This is a genomic window from Photobacterium sp. GSS17 (assembly GCF_028621875.1).
GTDB lineage: Bacteria > Pseudomonadota > Gammaproteobacteria > Enterobacterales > Vibrionaceae > Photobacterium > Photobacterium ganghwense.
In genome coordinates this window covers 1,380,688-1,404,101 of record NZ_CP117517.1, presented here as the reverse complement: position 1 = coordinate 1,404,101, position 23,414 = coordinate 1,380,688, and the positions used below count along the sequence as shown (strand labels likewise).

The 23,414-nt window shown below is 48.5% G+C and carries 17 protein-coding genes and 1 tRNA gene; 8 read left to right on the top strand and 10 right to left on the bottom strand.

Annotation, left to right across the window (positions count from 1 at the left end):
• Positions 1-34: 34 nt before the first annotated feature.
• A tRNA-Ser gene (locus PGW97_RS06215) sits at positions 35-125 on the bottom strand.
• 353 nt (positions 126-478) lie between these two features.
• Here PGW97_RS06215 and PGW97_RS06210 point away from each other — a divergent pair.
• The 3 genes from PGW97_RS06210 (at position 479) to tusE (ending at position 3,311) form a co-directional block, all read left to right on the top strand.
• Complete coding sequence (locus PGW97_RS06210) at positions 479-1,687, top strand: amino acid ABC transporter substrate-binding protein (RefSeq protein WP_443147109.1); 1,209 nt, start codon at positions 479-481, stop codon at positions 1,685-1,687.
• Between the two features lie 378 nt (positions 1,688-2,065).
• Positions 2,066-2,731 (top strand): Bax inhibitor-1/YccA family protein, encoded by a 666-nt coding sequence (locus PGW97_RS06205; protein ID WP_047885674.1) that lies wholly within the window; start codon positions 2,066-2,068, stop codon positions 2,729-2,731.
• 250 nt (positions 2,732-2,981) lie between these two features.
• Positions 2,982-3,311, top strand: coding sequence for a sulfurtransferase TusE (gene tusE / locus PGW97_RS06200; protein WP_047885675.1), 330 nt, complete (start codon positions 2,982-2,984; stop codon positions 3,309-3,311).
• 288 nt (positions 3,312-3,599) lie between these two features.
• Here tusE and yccX read toward each other — a convergent pair whose 3' ends face one another.
• On the bottom strand, positions 3,600-3,872 hold the full coding sequence (yccX, locus tag PGW97_RS06195; protein WP_047885676.1) for an acylphosphatase: 273 nt from the start codon (positions 3,870-3,872) through the stop codon (positions 3,600-3,602).
• Between the two features lie 85 nt (positions 3,873-3,957).
• On the opposite strand from yccX, the gene PGW97_RS06190 reads away from it, so the two are divergent.
• Both PGW97_RS06190 and PGW97_RS06185 read left to right on the top strand, forming a co-directional pair.
• Positions 3,958-5,364, top strand: a complete 1,407-nt coding sequence (locus PGW97_RS06190) for a methyl-accepting chemotaxis protein (RefSeq protein WP_217392272.1) — start codon at positions 3,958-3,960, stop codon at positions 5,362-5,364.
• 133 nt (positions 5,365-5,497) lie between these two features.
• Positions 5,498-6,688 carry a class I SAM-dependent methyltransferase gene (locus PGW97_RS06185; RefSeq protein WP_273859282.1) on the top strand — a complete coding sequence of 397 codons (1,191 nt, stop codon included), beginning with the start codon at positions 5,498-5,500 and terminating at the stop codon, positions 6,686-6,688.
• 114 nt (positions 6,689-6,802) lie between these two features.
• On the opposite strand, the gene PGW97_RS06180 is transcribed toward PGW97_RS06185, so the two are convergent.
• Positions 6,803-7,561, bottom strand: coding sequence for a sulfite exporter TauE/SafE family protein (locus PGW97_RS06180; protein WP_047885679.1), 759 nt, complete (start codon positions 7,559-7,561; stop codon positions 6,803-6,805).
• A gap of 198 nt (positions 7,562-7,759) precedes the next feature.
• Between PGW97_RS06180 and PGW97_RS06175 the strand changes: the two genes are divergently transcribed.
• The 3 genes from PGW97_RS06175 (at position 7,760) to PGW97_RS06165 (ending at position 13,225) form a co-directional block, all read left to right on the top strand.
• Positions 7,760-8,383 (top strand): YccT family protein, encoded by a 624-nt coding sequence (locus PGW97_RS06175; protein WP_273859281.1) that lies wholly within the window; start codon positions 7,760-7,762, stop codon positions 8,381-8,383.
• Positions 8,384-8,781: 398 nt separating this feature from the next.
• The gene (locus PGW97_RS06170; RefSeq protein WP_273859279.1) at positions 8,782-11,940 is read left to right on the top strand and encodes a chitinase C-terminal domain-containing protein; all 3,159 of its coding nucleotides are present in this window, start codon (positions 8,782-8,784) and stop codon (positions 11,938-11,940) included.
• A 637-nt stretch (positions 11,941-12,577) separates the two neighbouring features.
• Complete coding sequence (locus PGW97_RS06165; RefSeq protein ID WP_047885682.1) at positions 12,578-13,225, top strand: murein L,D-transpeptidase catalytic domain family protein; 648 nt, start codon at positions 12,578-12,580, stop codon at positions 13,223-13,225.
• A gap of 448 nt (positions 13,226-13,673) precedes the next feature.
• Here the strand turns inward: PGW97_RS06165 and ald are convergent, their stop codons facing one another.
• From ald to PGW97_RS06130, 7 genes are all read right to left on the bottom strand, one after another.
• On the bottom strand, positions 13,674-14,792 hold the full coding sequence (gene ald / locus PGW97_RS06160) for an alanine dehydrogenase (protein ID WP_047885683.1): 1,119 nt from the start codon (positions 14,790-14,792) through the stop codon (positions 13,674-13,676).
• A gap of 518 nt (positions 14,793-15,310) precedes the next feature.
• Positions 15,311-15,577, bottom strand: a complete 267-nt coding sequence (locus PGW97_RS06155; protein ID WP_047885684.1) for a hypothetical protein — start codon at positions 15,575-15,577, stop codon at positions 15,311-15,313.
• 47 nt (positions 15,578-15,624) lie between these two features.
• A complete protein-coding gene (locus PGW97_RS06150) occupies positions 15,625-16,272 on the bottom strand; it encodes an HAD family hydrolase (protein ID WP_217392268.1) in 648 nt (215 codons plus the stop codon).
• A 195-nt stretch (positions 16,273-16,467) separates the two neighbouring features.
• On the bottom strand, positions 16,468-19,455 hold the full coding sequence (locus tag PGW97_RS06145) for a sensor domain-containing protein (protein ID WP_273859275.1): 2,988 nt from the start codon (positions 19,453-19,455) through the stop codon (positions 16,468-16,470).
• Positions 19,456-19,744: 289 nt separating this feature from the next.
• Positions 19,745-20,965 carry an organoarsenical effux MFS transporter ArsJ gene (arsJ, locus tag PGW97_RS06140; RefSeq protein ID WP_273859274.1) on the bottom strand — a complete coding sequence of 407 codons (1,221 nt, stop codon included), beginning with the start codon at positions 20,963-20,965 and terminating at the stop codon, positions 19,745-19,747.
• A 34-nt stretch (positions 20,966-20,999) separates the two neighbouring features.
• The gene (locus PGW97_RS06135) at positions 21,000-22,004 is read right to left on the bottom strand and encodes an ArsJ-associated glyceraldehyde-3-phosphate dehydrogenase (protein WP_273859272.1); all 1,005 of its coding nucleotides are present in this window, start codon (positions 22,002-22,004) and stop codon (positions 21,000-21,002) included.
• Between the two features lie 540 nt (positions 22,005-22,544).
• Positions 22,545-23,309: a metalloregulator ArsR/SmtB family transcription factor gene (locus tag PGW97_RS06130; protein ID WP_047885688.1), complete on the bottom strand. Its 765-nt coding sequence runs from the start codon at positions 23,307-23,309 to the stop codon at positions 22,545-22,547.
• Positions 23,310-23,414: the final 105 nt, after the last annotated feature.

Sequence of the window (23,414 nt, the reverse complement as noted above, 5' to 3'; positions counted from 1 at the left end):
AAAACCGCTGACAATGCAGCGGTTTTTTCGAATGTGGCGGAGAGATAGGGATTTGAACCCTAGATACGCTATTAACGTATGCCGGTTTTCAAGACCGGTGCTTTCAACCACTCAGCCATCTCTCCGTGAGCAAAGAATACTAATCATCCCGCAGCCTGCTGTAAAGCCTTTTATTGGCACTTGTGATTGATTGCTCAAACAACCAACAAGACTACTATGAAATCACCAAAGCTAAGCAATCAAAACTAGTCATAAAACCTGGCCATCAAATGAAACTACCGAATCCAACCTTTTCATAATAAGCCACTAGAGTGGTACATCCATCAACCTTGATCCTTTGAGTAAACCACTAGCAGTATTTCAAACTGTTTCTATACTCAATAGTGACAAGAAAAACAGATAGTTAATATTCACTCTTCCGGGTGAGGCCATTCCGTGCCGATTATTCTCATTGCAGAAGGAATGACAGGACGTATTTATGAAGCAATCCATGACCTTTACCTTTCTTATCCCTTCAGCCCTGCTCTTTCTGGCAGGCTGTGATGACGGCACAGCCCGGGATCAGGAACTGATTCAGCAACTTCAGAATAAAATTGACGTCCTGGAGCAACAACTCTCCCAGTCATCGCCCGGAGGCATCGCCAACCTCCCTACCGATACCATGGCGCTCCAGCAAAAAGTCATGGAGCTGGAAAAACTGCTGTCCGAACAAAACAACAAAACACAACCGCTGGTTTCAGAAACATTGGCGCAAATTCGGCAAAAAGGTTATTTGCAATGCGGTGTGAGTACCGGGCTGCCCGGTTTCTCTTACCCGAATGACAAAGGCGAATGGAACGGGTTAGATGTGGAGTTATGTCAGGCTGTCGCCGCAGCCGCGCTCGGTGACAAAAACATGGTCAAATACATTCCCCTCACCGCCAAAGAGCGTTTTACCTCGCTGCAATCGGGCGACATCGACATTCTTTCACGCAACACGACCTGGACCTTAAATCGGGATACGGCACTAGGGCTGAACTTTGCCGGAATCAATTATTACGATGGTCAAGGGTTTATGATTCACAAGTCACTGGAAATCAGCAAAGCAACCGAGCTGGATGGCGCCAGAATTTGTGTTCAGGCCGGAACCACCACCGAGCTGAATCTGGAGGACTATTTCCGCTTTCATGAAATCCGTTATACCTCAGTCCCGTTTGATACCGCATCTGAAACCGTAAAAGGCTTTGAGGCCGGTAAATGTGATGCCCTGACGGCAGATCAGTCTGGTCTTTATTCCCTGCGCCTGCATTTGGCAGAACCGGAAACCGCTGTTGTATTAGCTGACATCATTTCCAAAGAGCCTCTCGGGCCGGTTGTACGCCAGGGCGATGACCTGTGGTTCAATATTGTGAAATGGACGTTATTCACCATGATTCAGGCTGAAGAGCTGGGAGTGTCCTCACACAATGTGGACGACATGAAGGCATCTAATGACCCCGACATTCTCCGTCTAATCGGTTTGTCAGGGCCGAAAGGCAAAGGACTTGGCCTGAATGACGACTGGAGTTACCAGGTCATCAAACAAGTAGGTAACTACGGCGAGAGCTTTGAACGCACAGTAGGCATGCGTTCCTCACTCAAAATTAAACGCGGCCTCAATGCACTCTGGTCTGATGGTGGACTGCAATACGCCCCGCCGTTACGCTGACGCTTCAACAATCTGATGCTTGAGAAAACTGATACTTAAGAAAACTGGCACTTAAGAAAACTGGCACTTAAGAAAACTGGCACTTAAAAAGAAGCTTGATGGTTTATGGCATGAGCACAAAACCATCAAGCTTCTTTACATTTGGGATGCTGAACAATTACCTTCGAAGTGATTTGATCCGCCAGGTTGTAACATTCGTTTACAACTTTAGCCACCACGATAAGGAATTGTTAAGTATCATCTTTGTCAAACAGTTACACTGACATACAATGCCTGGGGCAAGCCTCATCCAATAACGAGCGACTTGTAATTGGCGACACTCGCCCCAATCTATGTATTATCAGAATATCTACATAACTAACCCTGAGGGGACTATTTATGAACGATCGTATTGTCAATCGTGACACAGCTTACGAGAGCGTACTATCTACCAACAAGGTTCTACGTAACACTTACTTCCTGCTATCTCTGACGCTGGTCTGGTCAGCCGTTGTTGCCGGTTTTGCAATGACGATGAACCTGCCTCACCCCGGTCTGATTCTGACTCTGGTTGGCTTCTACGGTCTGCTGTTCCTGACAGAAAAGAACCGCAACAGCAGCTTGGGGCTGGTTTTCACATTCGCACTGACAGGCTTCATGGGCTATACATTGGGTCCAATTCTGAACATGTACGTCGGCGCAGGTCTTGGCCATGCCATTATCCCTGCACTGGGTGGTACAGCTCTGACGTTCTTTGCGTGTTCAGCCTACGCCCTGACCACCAAGCGTGATCTGTCTTTCCTGGGCGGCATGCTGTTGGCTGGTTTCGTGGCCATTGTTGTTGCCATGATTGCGAACATCTTCCTGCAAATGCCAATGCTGTCTCTGGCTATCAGCGGTATGTTTGTACTGTTCTCATCAGCAGCGATTCTGCTAACGACCCAGAGCATTGTGCGTGGTGGTGAGACTAACTACATTTCAGCGACTGTGTCTCTGTATGTGTCGATCTACAACCTGTTCCTGAGCCTGCTGCAAATCCTGGGCGTAATGGGCAGTGACGACTAATTCGCTAGTGGTCAGAAGCTGAACATCAGCGTATAGCCAACGAATATACAGCTGCCGTTTTCATCTTGGCAATATTCCATTTCATTCAAAAAGCGCCTTCGGGCGCTTTTTTCATTCTGTCGCCACCTTTCCTCTTCCTTGTACCAATTTATTTTTCCAGCCGTAATTTCTCTTTACTCGCCGCAAATGGAAACTTGCAGCGTCTCACGATAATCACTATTCTTTCCCCGTTCCAAAAACGAGGCGCAACATGCTTGAATTTGAAGGTAAACAGATCGAAACCGATGCACACGGTTATTTAAAGCACACTGATGACTGGTCAGAAGCCTTGGTTCCTGTCCTGGCACAGGAAGAAGGCATTGAACTGACTGACGCACACTGGGAAGTCGTGCGTTTTGTGCGTGAGTTTTATCAAGAGTTTAACACCTCGCCAGCTATTCGCATGCTGGTGAAGGCTATGGCGAAAAAGTACGGTGAAGAGAAAGGCAACTCACGTTACCTGTATAAACTGTTCCCGAAAGGTCCGGCAAAACAAGCAACAAAGCTGGCTGGCCTGCCTAAGCCGGTGAAGTGCATTTAAGATGAGATGCACATAGCCTTAAAGTGCATGGTGGATAACGGACATCCCAGATTTTGCTATTAATAAGAGGCCAAGCCATAACAACAGCTTGGCCTCTTTGCTCATTCTTTCCCTGAATTCTCTTAACGCCTTCATTGGCTTAATAACTTAATTTACATACAGAACAGCGCTTAACCGCCACAAGTGCTCTGATTGTTCACACTGTCGTGAAGGCAATCTCCAGTTCCGTTATGGCGCAATGGTGCAATGGTGCAGTCCCATTATCGTGCAGTGCCTTACGTACATGATTTACATGATTTCAAAGCCATCAACATGGCGCCATTCGACGGTTTCGCTGGCTATACCATCAACCCGGGACGTGGCCGGACCTCTGTTTAACCATTCCAGGAGCTTCCCTACCTGCACCTCATTGCCACAGGCGAGTACTTCAACACTGCCATCCGGTAAGTTTTTCGCATAACCGCTCAGCCCAAGCCGTAATCCCTCATGCGCAGTGTGGAATCGAAACCCTACCCCTTGCACCATTCCATTCACTACGGCTTTTGCACAAATTTGTGACATGCATCACCTCAAGTATTCTATCCATTAATCGATATTATTTTACAATCAGCACACATTGCTAAGCTTCTGTTTTATAGGAATTAACATGAAAGAAGTTGCATTCAGATGGATCGACAAATACCTTATCCACTTAACAATACAGGAAAAATTCACTCTCCTATTCCTTCTTCCCGTCATCGCTATTGTTAGCGTAGCTTCTATTTTAGTGGACGCGGCAGATGAACAACGTATTGAAATCACGACGCAACACCTGCAAAACACCGCAAGCATTCTTTCCCAGCATCAAATTCCTTCCTCAGAAGCCGCCGGTTTACTGCTGAACAGCGGACTTTCCGTTGGCACCAGCTCAGGCTCAATCACAGCCAATGTACCGGGCATGGCCTACAGCATTAGTGCGACTGACATGCCGGGACTGCTGAGCTATTTGAGCACCGGCCAGATCGCATTAATGGCTACCCTGATCGTTCTGGCAATGGCCGTGGTGTACTACATCATGACATTTATTGGCGGTGCCATGTTTACCACCAATAAAGCGCTGCAGGCTCTGGCAGACGGTGATCTGACTAACCGCATGAACTTCTTTAAAGTCCGTGACGAATTCAGCACCATTGCCATCACGATTGATAAAGTTAGCGAACGTGAACAGCAGTTGGTTCTGGCGACTCAGCAGGCGACTGCCCTGATGCAGCAAATCAGCAGCAGTCTTCGTCAACGCAGCCTGGAAAGCGAGCACTTGTCATCGTCTCAGCAACAGCATTTAGACTCACTGGCCAGCGCCACCGAAGAAATGGCGACCTCAATCCGCGAAGTCGCCAGCCATGCCCACGAAACGTCTGAGCAGACCCGAGAAGCTCAACAGGTTTCGGAACAGGGACGCGCCCAGGTGAACCAGACGCGTGATGCCATTTCTCGCCTCAGCACCGAGATTGCGCTGGCTGCGGAAGCCGTTGCAGAGCTCGACAGCAATGCCGCAAGAATCGACGACGTTGTTACCACCATCAACGGTATTTCTGAGCAAACTAACCTGCTGGCGCTGAATGCAGCCATTGAGGCCGCCCGTGCGGGTGAGCAAGGCCGTGGGTTTGCCGTGGTAGCCGACGAAGTTCGTACCCTGGCGGGGCGTACTCAGAGTGCCACCGTTGAAATTCAGCAGATGATTGAATCTTTACAGCAGCACAGCCAGCAGCTGATGGCCGTGATGAAAAATACCGTCGATAACGCCCAGAGCAGTGAGTCCCTGATGCATTCTGTCGACAATGAAATCACTCATATCACGGAACGCAACCAACTGATTTCTGACCGAAGTACAGAAATTGCTGCCGCGGCCGAACAACAAGGTGCCGTAGCTGACAATATCGCCGGAGATGTTGAGCAGGTGCGAACCCAGTCTCATCAAATCTGCGATGTTATCAGCCAGTCTGCGCAGGAAATCGAGCAACTGAACAAACAGGCTGAAGTGCTGGAGTCGCTGATGAACGGGCTTAAAGCCTGATCACTCTGATATATCGCATCACATGGCAAGGGGAATGGCGGACCATTCCCCTTTTTTCTTTGTTCAGAATTTGATTTTCCGCTGTTTCGACAACATAATACGCCCCCATTCTTCCATCCATACAGAGCATGTCATGACAGCTTCTATTTATCTGGTTAAAGGCCGTGAAAAATCACTTCGCCGCCGCCACCCTTGGGTCTTTTCTCGTGGTATCCAACGCGTTGAAGGTAAGCCATCATTAGGTGAAACGGTTGAAATTTTTGACCATAAAGGCGAATGGTTAGCACGTGGTGCTTTCTCACCTCAGTCTCAAATCCGTGTACGTGTATGGACTTTTGATCGTAACGAAGCAATCGACGTTAACTTTTTCATCAAACGTCTGAAAACAGCGCAAGGGCTGCGCGACATCCTGGCGGATCGAGATGGCCTGACGGGTTACCGCCTGATTGCGGCTGAATCTGATGGTCTGCCGGGTATTACCATTGACCGCTACCAGGACTTTCTGGTGTGCCAGCTGTTAAGTGCCGGTGCAGAAGCACAAAAAGAAGCGTTAATTGAAGCTCTGAACACTTGCTACCCGGAATGCAGTATCTACGAGCGTTCTGACGTTGCCGTCCGGAAAAAGGAAGGCCTGAAACAACGTACCGGCGTACTTTCTGGCGAAGAACCGCCAAAATTTGTCGCCATTGAAGAGAATGGCGTCAAAATCAACGTTGATATCGTGGGCGGCCACAAAACCGGTTTCTACCTGGATCAACGTGACAGCCGTCAGGCTGCCGTGAAATATGTGAACGGCAAACGTGTGTTGAACTGTTTCTGTTACACCGGCGGTTTCGGCCTGTATGCCCTGAAAGGCGGTGCAAGCCAGGTGGTGAACGTTGACGTGTCTCAGCCTGCGCTGGACACCGCACGCATGAACGCCGAAATGAATGGCTACCCGCTTGAGAATGCTGAGTTTCTCAATGCCGACGTCTTCAAACTGCTGCGCGAATACCGTGATCGTGGTGAGCTGTTTGATGTAGTTATCATGGATCCGCCAAAATTTGCAGAGTCAAAATCTCAGCTGGTTGGCGCATGTCGTGGCTATAAAGATATCAATATGCTGGCGATGCAGATTCTGAAACCAGGCGGCACACTGCTGACTTACTCCTGCTCAGGACTGATGGACAATAACCTGTTCCAGAAAATTATTGCTGATGCCGCATTGGATGCCAACCGTGAGGTACAGTTCATTGAGCGTTTCGCTCAGGCAGCCGACCACCCACTGGACAGCGCGTACCCGGAAGGTTTCTACCTGAAAGGATTTGCCTGCTACGTGAAGTAATAGTCTTTACTGCCGAACTGCTATCACAAAAAGAGCCAGCGCTATGCTGGCTCTTTTGTTTGGCTTTGCCTATTCCGTCGGATTTGACCTGCGTTAAATGCGTTTAACACAGGGTTAGGTCAGCATAGCTGCCACACAACCACACAGCGTCATTACAAACAAAAACCACTTCAGGGTTTCCGGCTTAGCACGAATGGCAAACTTCACCGCCAGATGAGAACCCACCATAGTGCCGACAGCCAGTACCAGACCCGGGATCCACATCACCAGCCCTTCCATGACAAACAACGCCAGAGCAACGACGGTGAACACCAGTGTACACAACATTTTCAGAGCATTCGCCCGAACCAGATCATAGCGGAGCGTCCCGGCCAATGCCGCCAGCAACACAAACCCGACACCGGCCTGCACAAACCCGCCGTAAAATCCTGCCAGCCCCAACCCCCACCATGAACTCGGGGTGTCTTTCACTTTACGAGGCTCTGTGCCCGGAGGGGGCGCAACGATAGCGGGTTTGAGCAAAATAATCAGCGCCATAGACAGCATGGTGCCGAGCAACAACGGTTTGATAATTCCTGCCGGGGCGTAAGCCGCCGCCGCTGCGCCCAACAAGCCACCAATAATGGTGGGTACCATTATCCCGCCAGTATCAGAGGCATCCAGCTTACCGTGATGTCTGAAGCCAAGGAGTGCGGTCAGACCCTGCAATACGACCCCGACCCGGTTAGTAGCATTGGCCACTTCAGCCGGCATTCCCATCACCATCAGGGCAGGCAGTGTCAGGTTTGAGCCGCCCCCGGCGAGCGTATTAATAATGCCGGCAAGAAAGCCGGTGCTCACCAGCAGCCCGAGGTGAAACCAAGAAATGTCCATTTACTCTTTCCTTGTTGTGGTTATTTTTTATCCCTTGCGGGCATGCCAGAGTAAACAAAAAGTCACATAAGATCATTACTTTCTAACCATTCAACGTTATTATTCAGGATAGATTCAGCGATACAGAGCCAGACTTCTCAGATCAAAACAAAATCTCAGTAACCTGTTTGGAATTCAGACATTTTTCAAGGACTTTCTATGAAATTGCGTACTGCGTTATTAGCCATTACAGCGTGTGGTCTTAGTTTCTCATCACTGGCGGACGTAAAACTGGCCATGCCTTACCAGGCCGAAACGATTCTGGTCAATGGCGTCAAAAATAATGGTGATAAGTCACTGACACTTCCAAACGGTGTCAATCAGATTGCTTTCAAATTCAAGGATTCCCTGCGTGAAAACGGTGATGACCACCTTTTCACGTCTGATGTTATCGTCGTAAAATTTGACGCCTCCGACGCCAATATCAACCTGGAACTGCCAAAAATCCGTTCAGGTCAGGAAGCACGTAAATTCAACCAGGAGCCAACATTCAATCTTGTTGATGCTTCTGGCACCAACGTGGACTTTACTCAGGACAAACTTCTGAAAAAAGGTCTGCAATTTGGCCGTAACTATGAAGCTGAAATTGTGGCATACAACCAGTCTGGTCAAGCTGCCGCGATTGCACCGATTGCTGCAATTTCAACGGCACAGGCAGTGACAACTTTGCCTGCTAATGCAGCGCCGCAAGGTCAGAATGTTGCAGAAAACATGCTGATGTACTGGTATGCCCAGGCTGACGAGCAGACTCGCGCCCGCTTTAAGGCCGCGATTAGTCAGTAATACTATCTAACAAGCTGTTAAGCCATACATCAATACCTCAGACTGACAATCAGTCTGGGGTATTTTTATCCCTTCGAATAATAATTCATTTTGCCATGCCCAGCCTCAGTGGTTGCGCACGCGCTTGCACGCTGTCGTTCATACAGTCGTGACTCTTCGCTACAAAGCTACCTTCTGACAATATTTCCGCTTAATTTTTTCATTAAAAACCGGTTATTGCTGCAAATTAACTGATGAATCTTTGCATCTGAATGCAGATATTTTGCGAGTTATTCGATGAATAACGAGAAATGTCAGTGAATATCTGATCCCTCTCCCTATAGTTATTTCACGGCAGAACAAAAGACCACTACAGCCGTCATTCTGAATATCCAACGTTCAATAACTAAGGAATATCAATGAACAAGAAGATCCAAAGGAAGGCAGTCTATCAGGCATTTCGCCTCAGCACCCTTGCCATATCGTGTATTGCCGCTTTTAATGCTCAGGCAGCAATAGACTGTGGGACCATTGAAAGCTGGAGCAACACCACGGCCTATGCTGGCGGTACGCAAGTTCAGCAGAATAACAGTGTCTATGAAGCGAAATGGTGGAGCCAGGGCAGCGATCCGGCAAAGAATTCCAGCTCTTATCAGGAATGGAAACTGGTTGACCAATGCGGCACGGGTGTCAGCAACCAGGCACCTTCTGTTCAAATCACTTCCCCGTCAGGCAGCAACCAATTGGTAGCTGGTGATGTCGTCACCATCAGTGCGGATGCCAACGACGTCGACGGCACTATTGCCAACGTCGAGTTTTACATTGGCACCACCCTGTTGGCCTCTGTGTCTAAAGCACCGTTCACCACTAACTGGACGGCAGTGAGTGGTTCTGCCGAAATAAAAGCCGTTGCCACCGACAACCTGGGCGCAACCAACACTTCTCAGATCACGCTGTCTGTTCTGGGTGAATCTAACGTTCTGCCAAATGTCGGTCTGACGGTTTCAGCCTCTGCGGTAGAAGCCGGCAGCGTCGTAACATTAAACGCCAGTGCTGCCGACAGTGACGGGCAAGTTGAAAAAGTCGACTTCTTCGCCAATGGCAAACTGGTTGGCACGTCAGCCACGGCGCCATATACCTTCAGCTACACTGCTCCACAATCAGGTAGTGTTTCCTTGTATGCGCGCGCGACCGACAACCTTGGCGGTTTCAGCGATTCTTCTGCCGTTTCGATTACAGTTTCCGGCGTTACACCACCGTCAGCACAAAGCTGTCGTCCGGATGGACTCTACCAGACTGAAGGCGTAAACGTACCTTACTGTACTATCTATGACGATCAGGGCCGCGAAATCATGGGCGCCGATCACCCTCGCCGTGTCATCGGCTACTTCACCAGCTGGCGTGCCGGTGACAACCCTGACAGCCGTTATCTGGTCAGCGACATTCCGTGGGAGCAGCTGACACACATCAACTACGCCTTCGTCAGTATCGGTTCAGACGGCAAGGTCAACATAGGTAACGTGAACGATCCTGCCAACCCGGCGGTCGGCCAGGAATGGCAAGGCGTTGACATCGATCCGTCTCTGGGTTTCAAAGGCCACTTTGGTGCGCTGGCTACCGCCAAGGCCAAACATGGTGTGAAAACCCTGATTTCTATTGGCGGCTGGGCTGAAACAGGCGGGCATTTTGGTCCTGACGGCAATCGCGTTGCCGATGGTGGTTTCTATACCATGACGACGAATGCCGACGGCAGCATTAACCATGCCGGCATTCAGACATTCGCCGATTCAGCCGTTGCAATGATGCGTCAGTACAAGTTTGACGGACTGGATATCGACTACGAATACCCAACCAGCATGTCTGGAGCCGGTAACCCGGATGATAAAGCGTTTGCTGAGCCTCGCCGTCCGCACCTTATGAAGTCTTATCACGAGCTGATGCGTGTACTGCGTGAAAAACTGGACCACGCCAGTGCACAAGACGGCATTCACTACATGCTGACTATCGCAGCGCCTTCATCGGGTTACCTGCTGCGCGGCATGGAAACCATGTCTATTACCAAGTACCTGGATTACGTAAACATCATGTCTTACGACCTTCACGGTGCCTGGAACGATCACGTAGGTCATAATGCTGCCCTGTATGACACAGGTAAAGACTCAGAGCTGGCTCAGTGGAACGTCTACGGCACCGCGGCCTACGGCGGTATTGGTTACCTGAATACTGACTGGGCATACCACTATTTCCGTGGTTCTATGCCTGCTGGCCGAATCAACATCGGTGTGCCGTATTACACCCGTGGCTGGCAGAACGTCACCGGTGGCGAAAACGGCCTGTGGGGCCGCGCTCCGCTGCCGAACCAGTCACAGTGCGCGGCCGGTACTGGCGAAGGTGAGAAAAACAACTGCGGCTACGGTGCAGTCGGTATCGATAACATGTGGCATGACAAAGATGCAGCAGGTAATGAAATGGGTGCGGGTTCCAATCCAATGTGGCATGCGATGAACCTGGCCCGTGGTATTTACGGCAGCTACACCGCAGCCTACGGCCTGGATCCAGTCAATGACCCACAGGACAAACTGGTCGGCGCATACACCCGTCATTATGACAATGTAGCCGTGGCACCTTGGCTGTGGAACGCAGAGAAGAAAGTCTTCCTGTCGACTGAAGACAAAGAGTCGATCGAAACCAAAGCCAACTACGTCATGGACAAGGGTATTGGCGGTATCATGTTCTGGGAACTGGCTGGTGACTATAACTGTTACGTAGTCGATGCTAACGGCAAGCGCACCACTGTCGATCCGACGGAAGCGGCCTGTCAGTCCGGTAACGGTGAATACCACATGGGTAACACCATGACCAAGGCGATTTATGACAAGTTCCAGTCAGCCACGCCTTACGGTAACACAGTTGCAACCGGGGCAATTCCGACAGAAACCGTTGACATTACGGTGTCTATCGATGGTTTCAAAGTCGGCGATCAAAACTACCCTATTAACCCGAAAATTACTTTCACCAACAATACCGGCCAAGCAATTCCTGGCGGAACGGAGTTCCAGTTCGACATTCCGACATCTGCGCCGGATAACGCCAAAGACCAGTCTGGTGGTGGTCTGAAAGTGATTGCATCCGGCCACAACCGCGCCAATAACATCGGCGGCCTGGATGGCGAGATGCACCGTGTTGCCTTCAGCTTACCGAGCTGGAAAGATCTGCCTGCTGGCGACAGCTATATCCTGGACATGGTGTACTACCTGCCAATTTCAGGCCCGGCTAACTACAGTGTTACAGTGAACGGTAAAGAGTACGCCTTCAAGTTTGAGCACCCAGAGTTGCCTGTTGGCGATATCGGGGCTGGCAATGGCGGGGGCGATACCGGTGGCGGTGATAACGGCACCTGCAACACAACCGGTATCAACACTTATCCTAACTGGCCGCAAACCGACTGGTCTGGTAACCCGAGCCACGCCAACCAGGGTGACAAAATCATCCACAACGGCGTTGTTTATCAGGCTAACTGGTGGACAAGTTCAGTTCCGGGAAGCGATGGCAGCTGGAAAACCGTCTGCAACATCTAATCGTTGTTAGACTGGTTACATCAAAGCGCAGGGTTGCCCTGCGCTTTTTCCTTCTCGAATGCGTAATCTTTTTTCCTTTATCCATCAGCATGCAAAGTCTGCGTTCTTCGTCTGAATCCTCAATCAGTCTCAATCGGCTCTCAGATTTGCTGTTTTAAAACCATCGCCGAAATCTGCCCTGTCTATCAGTCTTCGCTCGGTAGCAGCAAGAGTTAACGGGTGACATCCGGCTCCTTGTTGCCTTCCGCCTTCATCAATGCTCATTTTATAACCACTAAAACGCGACATTACGCTCATTTTTCAACCGAACAGCCAAAAGTTGAATTTTTCTATAGTTACAAAAACATGATCCTGATTTCTATCATTACAAACAGATATTTATGCCATTCTCAATGCTGTGATTTATAAATTTAGCGAAAAGCGAAAGAACTAGGACAAATTTGATGATAAGAAAAACAAACTTATTTAACGCATTGTAATGAGCGTTCTTTTCCATCAGGACAAGAAATAAAACTTGATTTTTTTGCTTTTCATTCGGTCAATCTGAACCTTTACCAAGCCTAAACAAAAGTTTTTTTTATGGTAGAGTCCTTTCCCACTAATGATAAACAACTCACTTTTATACTTTACAGGGAAAATGAAAAAAGTAATTTTTTTGTTTGTTTGGGCTCTGCTCAGCTTACCAGCACTTGTATCGGCGAGTGTGATCAATGCTCAATCGTACACAAAGAGCAATAATTCAGACATCCTTGCCAAGGATGTTTATAAGAAAGCCAAACTAGAGGGCGTAATTAATTATCAAGTATTTGAAGAGGGTTTTAATGCTTATTACAAAACACAACAACGTAAAAAACAATTGCTGACAATCATTGATTTCAGTAAGCCATCAACACAAAAACGTTTTTACGTCATTGATTTAAGAACTAACCGCCTGCTTTATCACACCTACGTGTCACACGGTGTCAACAGCGGGGGTAAAGTGGCCAACCGTTTTTCCAACACGGTAAATTCACGCCAAAGTTCGCTGGGCACCTTTCTGACCGACACGACCTATTATGGTGGTAATGGTTACTCACTCCGCCTGGACGGACTCACAAAGGGCATCAATGACAACGCTCGCCGCCGCTATATCGTGGTTCACGGTGCAGACTACGCGACAGAGTCGTTCATTCGCCGACATGGTTATCTGGGACGAAGCTGGGGATGTCCAGCGTTACCGGAAGAACTATCTAAAGAGATTATTAACACCATTAAAGGCGGTAGTGTGATTTACGCACACGCCTAATGGCTAACTGTTCCTCTTCAAATCAGCTTAGAATAAAAAAGCAGTACATTCATGTACTGCTTTTTTATTCTTATCACTTCCATCAATCGGTTATATATATCATGCGCATATAAGCGTTACCTGACTAGAGATGCGATATATGCCCTCTGAACGATAACTTCTTATAAACAGAAAGCAATTTTTTAAATACCGCCGATTTTTCAAAAAATATTTTTATTCTTTTCATCAAGCACTTATTAATCATTTTTCTGTCACCATAAGATCACTTAACTACGTCTTTTTTAGGCCGATAACGCTAAGATCATGAAATAAAATAATTTTCATGCTATGACAGATAAAATCAACCCAAATAAGCGCCATAAAAAACAATTAACACAGTGGCGAATAAAGTCGGTAAATAAAAAATCCCCGTAAACGGGGATTTCATATGATTATTCAAGAAATTGAATTAACCGGCCAGTGCGCTTTCAGGCGTTACATATGGCAGGTTTAACGATTCTGACACTTCGCGACAGGTCACCTGTCCGCGGTAAACATTCAAGCCGTGAAGTAGGTGCTTATCTTCCTGCAGTGCCGCTTTATAACCTTTGTCTGCCAGTTTCAGAATGTACGGTAATGTGGCATTGTTCAGCGCAAAGGTGGATGTTCTTGCCACCGCTCCTGGCATGTTCGCCACGCAGTAGTGCACAACATCGTCCACGATGTAGGTCGGTTCACTGTGGGTTGTCGGGTGCGATGTTTCGACGCAGCCCCCTTGGTCAATCGCAACATCCACAATCGCAGAGCCCGGCTTCATTTTTGACACCATTTCTGCAGTGACCAGTTTCGGCGCAGCCGCACCGGCCACCAGCACTCCACCAATGACTAAGTCAGCGTCAAGCACATGCTTTTCGATAGCGTCTTTTGTTGAGTAAACACACTGCACTTTTCCATCAAACTGGGCATCAAGACTGCGCAACACGTCGATATTACGGTCCAGGATTACCACGTTAGCCCTCATACCAACGGCAACTTGAGCGGCATTGGCACCCACGACCCCGCCACCGATAATCACGACATTAGCTGGTTCTACACCCGGGACACCGCCCAGTAACATGCCACGGCCGCCACGAGATTTCTCAAGTGCAAAAGCCCCGGCCTGTACAGACATACGACCCGCGACTTCAGACATCGGTGCCAGTAACGGCAACCGGCCTTTATCATCGGTCACGGTTTCATAGGCAATACATACCGCTTTGCTGTTGATCAGATCGTGCGTTTGCTCCGGATCAGGCGCAAGGTGGAGGTAAGTAAACAGGATCTGGCCTTCACGCAGTAATGCACGCTCAACAGCCTGAGGTTCCTTGACCTTTACAATCATGTCTGATTCTGCAAAAACAGCGACGGCTGTTGGCAGAATCTGGGCACCTGCATCAATGTAGTCCTGATCACTGAAACCGATCCCAGAACCCGCATTGGTTTCCACATACACAGTGTGTCCATGCGCAACAGCTTCACTCACTGAAGCCGGCACCATACCCACACGGTATTCGTGAACTTTAATTTCCTTAGGTACACCAATAATCATATTTTGTATCCTTGCGGCCTTGTTAAAAGTTATATACACAATAATGTAAATAACTCGGAATGTGCGCCCGTTTTTTAACCACAAATCAACAAATCGAACCGGGATTTTCTACCATCAAAGATGATTAATCGGTTTTTGAGCCACATCACACACCAAAAACCTGACTTATATCAATTAAACAGACCAGTAGACTATATATAAGCATACTTCCAGTCCAAATCACTAAAAAATTTCTTTTTTAAGGTTAAATCATAAGCAAGGAAGCGGGTTAAAAGCAGTGGTGGCCTGATGGCGCCTAATGAAATTAAACAATTCATCGGATAAAACCAGAAAAACAGGATAAATCTCATAGATGATAGTCTTGTCTTTAGCCTGACTGACAAAAACCAAAGCCAACAAACAATTAAACTACCCGCAACAAAAAGAGTCTGGCCAATGGGACAATCTGGATTTGAGGACAAAAAAAGAGCCGCATCGTGCGGCTCCTTTTTTATACCTTGTCAGCAGGTTCAGAAGAATCAGTCTTCAAATTCCCACGGCATATCCGGTAATGCATCAAGGTTTTCGCTGTAACGTTTCAGATCAAAGCTACCGCCATTTTTCGCCACATCGAATACTTCAACCGATAAAGCGCAAGCGATCATCTCAATTGCTTCATCACGCGGCGTGCCGGTCATTACCAGTCGCATCAGCGTCTCTTTCACCTTGATCGGATTACCATCATCAAGCTGGTTTTTTACCGTTTCAACCAGCATGTCGCCAGTCATAATCTCATCATCTTGCATAAAAATGCCTTACATTTTTGTCATTTAGTGCTGCTGCAAGCAACACGTTAAGCAACCAGCCAGCTGGCGCGCTGCTCGTGCGCTTCAACCAGTGTCTGGTAACGATACGGAGTCATCTCCTGCCCGACCGGATGACTGTCATTCACGACAACAAGTCGCAACCCGGCCGAGGTGGCCGACATCGCACCGGTCATACTGTCTTCCACGGCAACAACTTGCGTGGTGCAGTAACCCAGAGTCTGGCAGGCAAGCTGATAGATATCCGGAGCAGGCTTATTGGAAGCCACTTCATTTCCGCAAAAAATATGATCGAAAAACTCCAGCCATCCCAGCTTTGCCAGAATCCCTTCGACGTACTCACGCGGAGCGCCGGTCACCACCGCCAGCGGTAGTTGGCCATGTAGCTGGCGCAGCAATCCTTCCGCACCATGTTTAGGTGGTACGCCACGTTCAATCAGGGCGATGTGTGTCAGGTGCTCCATGTCAGCCACCGTTGTAGACGGGCAATGGGTCAGCTGATATTGCTGGTGAAACGCAGTGGCAACCTTCTCCCACGGTACTCCGGCATAATCACGTAAAAAGTCTGCGGCAGAGATATCGACTCCCCATTTAGCCAGATACTGGCTCCAGTTCTCAGCGTGAAAAATCTCGGAATCTACCAAGGTACCATCAAAATCAAAGCATACAGCCTGCATCTAACTACTCCTGTCATGTTTCGGCTGCTATGTTACTCATCTTGCGCGCATAATGCCAAACGTGTCGTGATACCGATTTATGACGAACACGAATGGCTTTGCTCTTATACCTGAGCTAAATACCTAGTCGCTACTTACCCAGAACCTAATTACCTATTACCCCGAACCTAGCACCTAGCACCGAGTAATTAGATCTCAGATCTCTTCCTGTTGAGCATCGTATAAATCATGGCTTCTGTCATCTTCAAGCCCTTCCTCATACTGATTGTTCAGCATTACCAGGCAATCGGTCAGCGGGCGTGCCGGGCTGTAGTAAAAACCCTGAACGTAATGACAGTTCAGTTCCTGCAGACACTCAAGCTGAGCCCGATTCTCCACCCCTTCCGCCACCACCTGAATACCGAGTTTGTGGCTGAGGTCGATAATCAGAGATACCAGTGTCCGACTATCCTGGCTGTGTTCCATCTCCCGGATAAAACTCCGATCAATCTTGATAATGTCGGGCCTCAGCTCGACCACAGAACTCAGCGAGGAATACCCGGTTCCGAAATCATCCAGCGCCACCTTAATGCCGCGCTGTTTGAACTCTCCCAATAGCGCCTGAATGTTCTGGCTCTCACTGGATGCGGTCGTTTCCGTGATTTCAATGATCACCGAATCCGGCGTCAGGCCATACTTCTCAATTACATCCCAGACCATAGGTGTGGCCTGATAATTCATAAACTCTTTTACGGAGCGATTGATATTAAATGCGATATCGGTATAGCCGGCCTGATGGACTTTGCACAAATCACGGCACGCCTGATGCAGAACATATTCGCCAAGGTGAGTAATAAGCCCATATTTTTCTGCAACCGGAATAAACTTTTCGGGAGAAATGAATCCCTCGACGTCATCGAACCAACGCAGCAAGGCTTCAAACCGTTTTATTTTACCGCTGTCGGCATCAATGATCGGCTGGTAGTGCACCGTCAACGCATTTTCGGTAATGGCTTTTTTCAGGCGGTCACGCAGTTTCAGTTTTTCGATGTACTGAGACTGCATGTTGCTGTCATACTCACAGATCCCATTCCGGCCATTGCCTTTCATGTTGTACATGGCGTAATCGGCATTTTTCAGCAGCTCACTGTGCGTCTCCCCGCTTTCCGGATAAGAAGAAATGCCAACGCTGACCGTCGTATTCACCTCCACGCCATCAATCATAAAGGTCTGAGAGATACGGTTAACCACTTCTTGTCCCCACTGCCGGGCTTCAGCTGCGGTGGTGTCAGGCAGTAAGACACAGAATTCATCGCCGCCATAGCGGCAGATGTCATCATGGTTTGCAAAAATACCTTTAAGGCAGTTCGCGATATGTACCAGTACGTTATCGCCAAAATCATGCCCGTAGAGATCGTTGATCGATTTAAAGTCATCGGTATCAATAAACAGCAGAGCGAAGGCCTGGGTATGGCGATTGGACACCTGGTCGATATGTTTGCTAACACGATGGGCAAAACTACGACGGTTTACCAGTCCGGTCAACGGATCGTTATAGGCATAAAAGCTCAGTTGCTCTTCCGCTTTTTTCCAATGGCTGATATCCCGAAATACCGCGACGAAGTTAATCACTTCCTGATTATCATCACGAATCACATTGATGGACATTTCTTCTGGATAGATTTCACCGTTCTTGCGTTTATTCCAGACTTCCCCTTTCCAGTGTCCGTATTCACTCAGGTGCTTCCACAGAGATTCATAATACGATTTATCATGAATACCCGACGACAACACATTCGGGCGCAAGCCTAATATTTCATGCTCGCGATAGCCGGTAGTTTCTTCCAGCGCACGGTTAACCGAAATAATACGGTTATGTTTATCTGTGATCAGAATACATTCCGACGTATTATCAAATACGACCTTAGCACGGCTGAGCTGACGCTTGGTTTCGACACTACTGGTAATATCACGCTGTATACCAGCGATTTTAACCGGATTACCCGCTTCATCTTTGGCAATCACACTGCCTTTAATCTTTAGCCAGTGTTCTTTACTGACTGACTCACCAGAAGCAAAATGCTGTTTCCGGCGAAACTCAAATTGAAACACTGAAGTATGACGTTGCTGAAGAAAGCTATTAAAAAAGGTCAGCCCTTCTTCTTTGTCTTCATCAACAATAGAGTCAAGCCAGATATCAAGATCATTACCGCAGGTCGGTTTTTCCCTTCCCAGAATTTGCCAGAACTTCGGGGATGTCGCGAATTCGCGTTTTTCGATGTCGTATTCCCAGATACCTTCTTCGACATAGGTAAATGCAGTGTTCAGTTGGCGCGACGTTTTCGTTAGTTTGGCGGAAATCTGATACACATCGGTGACATCATGCACGGTTCCACGCATTTGTACCGGTGCGCCAAATTCGTTGCGAATCACTTCCGCCCGCTTTCGCAGGTATTTAATTTGTCCGTCTTCCAGCAATGTCCGATGAACCAGGTTGTAGCTGTGCGATTCTGAAGCAATGGCGCTGTGCAGGGCATTCAGTACCCAATCTCGGTCTTCCGGGTGAATCAGGGTTTTCAGCAGAGTCAGCGACGGTTCCAGTGTTTCATCTGGCAAACCGTAGATCCGGTATACCTCTTTACTCCAGCGGAAAGATTCCTGATTCAAATTCCAAACCCAGCTACCAACCTTGGCAACACGCTGACCTTCTTCCAGCGCCCACAGCAACTGATCCTGGCGCTCCAGCAACGCAGAATATTGCATTTCCACACCAAGGTAATAACTCAGTGACTGGCAGCCCGCCACCAGTTCATCCGGCAGCTCAAATGGCTTATCAAACAGACAGACAATAATGCCTTCCGGGGTACTTTTTTTCGCATAGACAGGAATACCCACATAGGCTTCGGCCTGCAGATCCTTCAACGCAGTATCTCGGGGGAATAACGCCTGAATATTGGCGCTGTAACAACAAATCTGATTTAAACAGCGCACATCAGAGCATGGAGTTCCATCCAGCGGGTAGCGAAAATTGTCGCTTATTTCGCCGCGATGGCGATAAGACAGCGTCTGAATAGAGGTGTTGCCATCGACAAAATAGCCAATAAAGACATCTGTCGCGCCAAAATGTTTATAGAGTAGTTGTGTGGTGGCTTCGAATAATGCTTCTCCACCCAGCCATTTCAGCTCGTTTATTATTGCTTCCATCACTATTGTGTAACCGCTGAATTCATAGAAAACGCTGTCACCCATTCCTTAGACGTATTGAGAAACGGGGGCGACTTTACAGCATGCAGCTTCGCGTTAAAAGTGCATCTACTTTAATATAAATTAACAGTAAACAGAATATTGATAAACATCACTATTTCATCAATGGTTTTTATCAACAACGTTAACGACGGAAAAAATATGCAAAAAAGAAAAGCCCGGAGCACAACGGTACTCTGGGCTTTGTATCTGAGTGTCGAATAGTTAATCAGTGACTAAGTCGAAAAGCTTAATCCGCTTTATGGGCGGGTAGCCAGAAAGAAATCAGCGTTGTCACGGCCAGAAATACAAATGATACCCACAAGCAGGCCGCCAGTCCGAATGCCAGATATATCCATCCCGACAAAATGGTGCCAATTAATCGCCCCATCGCATTGGCCATATAATAAAAACCAACATCCAGAGACACACCGTCTTCTTTTGCATAACTGACAATCAAATAGGAATGCAGTGATGAGTTGATGGCAAACACCGCGCCGAAACTCAGCAAGCCAGCAATAATAGTTAACCCTGGTTGCCAGCCTGATTGCACGCCAATCGCCACCAGTGCCGTCACAGCGGCTAACAGGGCAGCCCAACCCATTGCCGCTTTACCGTCCGGCACCACACCACGCGATTTGCCGGTGAAATGCGGTGCAACACCCTGCACAACCCCATAAGCAATCACCCAGAGAGCGAGGAAACCGCCTACCCAGAGATGATCCCAGCCAAATACTTCGCTCAGATACAGCGGCAACGCCACCACGAACCACACGTCTCTGGCGCCAAACAGGAACATTCTGGCGGCAGAAAGGATATTCACGCTGACGCTTTTGGAAAATATCTGAGAAAACTTCACTTTCTGCTTGGCTTTGCCCAGATCTTTGTCCAGCCACATCAGGCTCATCACCAGTACCACCAGCAAGACCGACGCCATGGCCACAACCGCGCCCTTGAAGCCAATCAACGTGAGCAGCAAACCACCGATAAAAAAGCCCGCCCCTTTCAGGGCATTCTTAGATCCGGTTAGCACCGCGATCCAGTGATACAACGCCCCCTGCTGCCCATCAGGCACCAGGGTTTTAATAGCACTTTTGGCGCTCATTTTATTGAGATCTTTTGCGATTCCGGACATTGCCTGCGCCAGCATTACCCAAGGCACTGTCAGATAGCTGACCGGTACAGCCAACATCAGCAACGCCACCACTTGCATGGCCAGGCCGGTGTTCATGGTACGATTCAGCCCCATACGCGCACCCAGCCAGCCGCCAATCAGGTTTGTGACAACCCCGAAAAATTCATAGAACAGGAACAGTGAGGCGATTTCCAGCGCGCTGTAACCCAGTTGATGGAAGTACAGCACCACCAGCATACGCAGTGCTCCGTCAGTGACGGTAAAATTCCAGTAGTTAAAAGTGACCAACATATACTGGCGCACTTCTTTAGACAGACTTGAAATGGCGGCGATCATACTCAGAGATTCCTGTTCTTAGACTTATTCGAGCTTAACCTGCCAGACCCACTTTGCGGATCAGCTCTGAGGTACGGGTCGCATAACCCATCTCATTGTCGTACCAGGCATAGACTTTCACCATCCGGTCATTCACCACCATCGTCGACAGTGCATCTACCACCGTTGAGCGTTGATCGCCTTTGTAGTCAATCGATACCAGTGGGCGGTCTTCATAGCCAAGAATACCTGCCAGTTCGCCTTCGGCTGCTTCTTTAAGCAACGCATTCACTTCATCGGCTGTCGTGTCCCGGCTGACATCAAAAATGATGTCGGTCAGCGAGGCATTTGCCAGTGGTACACGCACCGCATGACCGTTAATTTTACCGGCTAGCTCAGGGAAAATTTCGACAATAGCAGTGGCTGAACCCGTCGTCGTCGGGATCAGGCTCATCCCACAGGCACGTGCACGACGCAGATCTTTATGCGGCGCATCCAGAATGGTTTGAGTGTTTGTCAGATCATGAATTGTGGTAAAGGTTGACTGCTCAATCCCCAGTTTTTCGTGAATAACTTTAACCACAGGAGCAATACAGTTTGTGGTGCAGGAAGCCGCCGTCACAATGCGGTGTTGTGCAGGATCAAACAGATGCTCGTTCACCCCAACCACGACATTCAGTACCCCTTCCTCCTTCACCGGAGCGGATACTACAACGCGTTTCACACCCTGCGCTAAATATTGATCCAGAAACTCGCGCTTACGGTGAACACCGGTCGCTTCAAGCACCACATCACAACCTGACCAGTCAACCGCCTGAATATCACGCTCCTGAGTGCAACGGATTGTTTTGTTGTTAATAAGCAGCGTGTTCCCGTCAACGTTCACGTTGTGATGCCAGCGTCCCTGAACTGAATCGAACTCCAGCAGATGGCCCAGTGTTTTAGCATCACCAGCCACATCATTGATTTGCACAAACTCCAGCTCTTCCCAGTCAAACGCAGCACGAAGTGCCAAACGACCGATGCGGCCAAAACCGTTAATGCCTACTTTAATTGCCATGTTCCATTCTCCTCGCACCCGACGCTAATACCCGGGATCTTATGTCCGAAAGATAGTCACCCACGCTGGTGTCTGAAATCTTAGCCACACTCAGGGGTCAATACTTATGCCTAACTCAGAATATACACAAAATCGTATATATGATTTTTCATATATACTATCAGGACAAAAAATAGTTTCCAGATCTTTTTACCTCCCCTTCTCTAAGAGAAGCCGCCCCAGAGACCTAACTGACAGAAAAACCACTCTGCTAACCAGCGCCCCCTGTATTCGGACAGGGAAAACACGGTAGATACACGACGTAACCTGACCAACATGGTGGCCAAAAACAAAGTGAGATGGAAAGAGTGAGGGAAAACGCGGCGAACAGAGATACCGCGAAACAAGCCGGGACAAAACGGAGCAAGTGGGAACAAAAGAAGCTGATAGGTTTAGAAATACTATAAAACGGAGGGAAACACAGCGTGGACTCACAAACAATTAAGCAGCAGCTTAGCATTAAGCCACTGCCAAATGTGACGAGACACTGAACGGCAGAAGCTACACTTTTACGGAACGGTTATCTGGCACTTTACGTTGCTGGAGCTGGCTGAGTTGGAGCTTTTCCTGATTGATTATTCCCGGATTGCCATTGCGAACCGTTGTAAAAACATGACGGACCCAGACAGGCAGGTTTTCCGTGTAACGGTAGAAGATCCATTGTCCTTCTCGGCGCGTTTCCAGTACCCCGCTATCGCGCAGCAATGCCAAATGTCTTGAGACTTTAGGCTGACTGACACCCAGACTTTCAACAAGATCGCTGACGGTCACCCATTGCTCATCTTCTATAATCATCAGGATTTTGAGCCTGAGAGGATCACTCATCACTTTAAACAGCTCGACCGGTCCCATCGCGGACGTCGATTCCGTGCCGTTTAACATCAAAAACAAGGAAATCCGGGCGATGAGCGCATCCAGCGTGTCACGAAACGGCTTGAGCCCAGGCAGCGGTTTAGGATCTTTAAAGTCCCAGTGTAACAGCGCATCAGAATCAGCAAACAACGCACACTCATCGCTGGCTTTGTCACACAAGGTGATAACGGTATCAAAGTGCTGATCCGCCAAATCCTGAACCGACAAGCTTTCAAGGCCGGAACTGTCGATTCCTTGCTCTGCGAGTGCTTCATAAACCCGTGGGTCAACCCCTTCAGGCCGCATGCCAGCGCTACACACCTCCACGCCATTGCCCGCCAAATGACGCATTGCCGCTTCAGCCAACTGAGAACGGGCTGAGTTACCGGTACAAAGAAAAAGGATTCGTTTCATGCTACTGGCCTGATGGTTATTATTCTGCCGCTATTATATGCACAGGCTCAGATATATGAAAGATCATATATGCTGCGCTGTGACTTTCAGTCGAGGAGATTAAAA